This window comes from Pseudomonas lurida, from assembly GCF_013522705.1.
GTDB classification, from domain to species: domain Bacteria; phylum Pseudomonadota; class Gammaproteobacteria; order Pseudomonadales; family Pseudomonadaceae; genus Aquipseudomonas; species Aquipseudomonas quebecensis.
This window is the reverse complement of sequence record NZ_JAAMRE010000063.1, coordinates 1-1,281: the sequence shown is the minus strand read 5'-3', so window position 1 is coordinate 1,281 and position 1,281 is coordinate 1. Positions and strand designations below refer to the sequence as shown.

General features: G+C 55.0%; 1 protein-coding gene. It reads left to right on the top strand.

The window, feature by feature from the left end; genetic code table 11:
- Window positions 1-96: 96 nt before the first annotated feature.
- On the top strand, window positions 97-1,281 hold a 1,185-nt coding region (locus tag G7025_RS26525), incomplete at its 3' end, for an ISL3 family transposase (protein ID WP_181081935.1).

Below are 1,281 nucleotides of genomic sequence, written 5' to 3'. Positions count from 1 at the left end.
GGTTCTTCACGGAATCCCGGGAAACATAGAAACAAGAACGCCGATTTGATGGATGATGTTCGTGCGAGCAAACACATCTAAAAAACCGGCGTTCTTATGCGCGATATTAATACTTTCCTTCCTTTTTGGGAGGGCTTTTCTGTCGTCGCGATCAAACCTGACGGCGACGCCCTTCAAATCGACCTGATCCCCCAGGCCACGCGATTTCCCACCTGTGGTGGCTGCCAAAAGCTCTGTTCAACAACTCATGAGTACTGCGATCGAGTCGTGCGTGACCTGCCGATTCTCGGTCGCGCAGTCCGCCTCAACGTGCAGCTCAGGCGTGTTGGCTGCCGTGATTGTGGCAAGCGCATGGAGGTCGTCAGTTGGCTGGATCGCTATGCCCGCATGACGCGCCGGCTGGCAGAGGCCGTTATTCAAGCCAGCGAACGCCTTCCTACACTGCATGTTGCGCAAATGTTCGGGCTGCACTGGGACACCGTTCGGTTGCTGGAGCGGCGCGCGCTGCAAGCGGCGTTGAGTGCCTTACCCAAGGCCCAGCCACGGCGCTTGATAATGGACGAGTTCGCGTTATTCAAAGGTCATCGCTACGCCAGCGTGGTGTTGGACGCTGATACTCGGCGAGTGCTTTGGATCGGCGAAGGCCGTAGCCGAGCGGCAGTCAGACCGTTTTTCAAAGAGCTGGGACCAGAAGGGTGCGCCCGAATTGAAGCGGTAGCGATGGACATGAACACGGCTTATGACCTGGAAGTTCGCCAGCACTGCCCAAAAGCACGGGTAATTTATGACCTTTTCCATGTGGTCGCCAAATATGGTCGAGAAGTGATTGATCGTGTTCGCGTTGACGAGGCGAATCGACTGCGCCATGACAAGCCCGCTCGAAAGGTCATAAAGCAAGCGCGATGGTTGCTATTGCGTAACCCGCAGAACCTGAAAAAGCCGGAACAGCAGGTTCATTTACAGGACCTGCTGGCTGCCAACCAATCGTTAATGACGGTCTACTTGATGAAGGCCGAGCTCAAAATGCTCTGGGCACCGAGCAATGCCTGGGACTGGAGATCAGCCTGGAAGCAGTGGCTGCGTCACGCTCAAGAAAGCGAAATACCCGCACTGATCCAGTTCGCAAAGCGACTAAAGGGCTACTGGCGGGGCATCGTGAGCCGGGTACGCTGGCCAATGCACACCGGTCAGTTGGAAGGAATAAACAATCGAATAAAGGTCATCAAACGAATGGCGTACGGTTACCGGGACAGCGAATTCTTTTTCATGAAGATCAAGAGC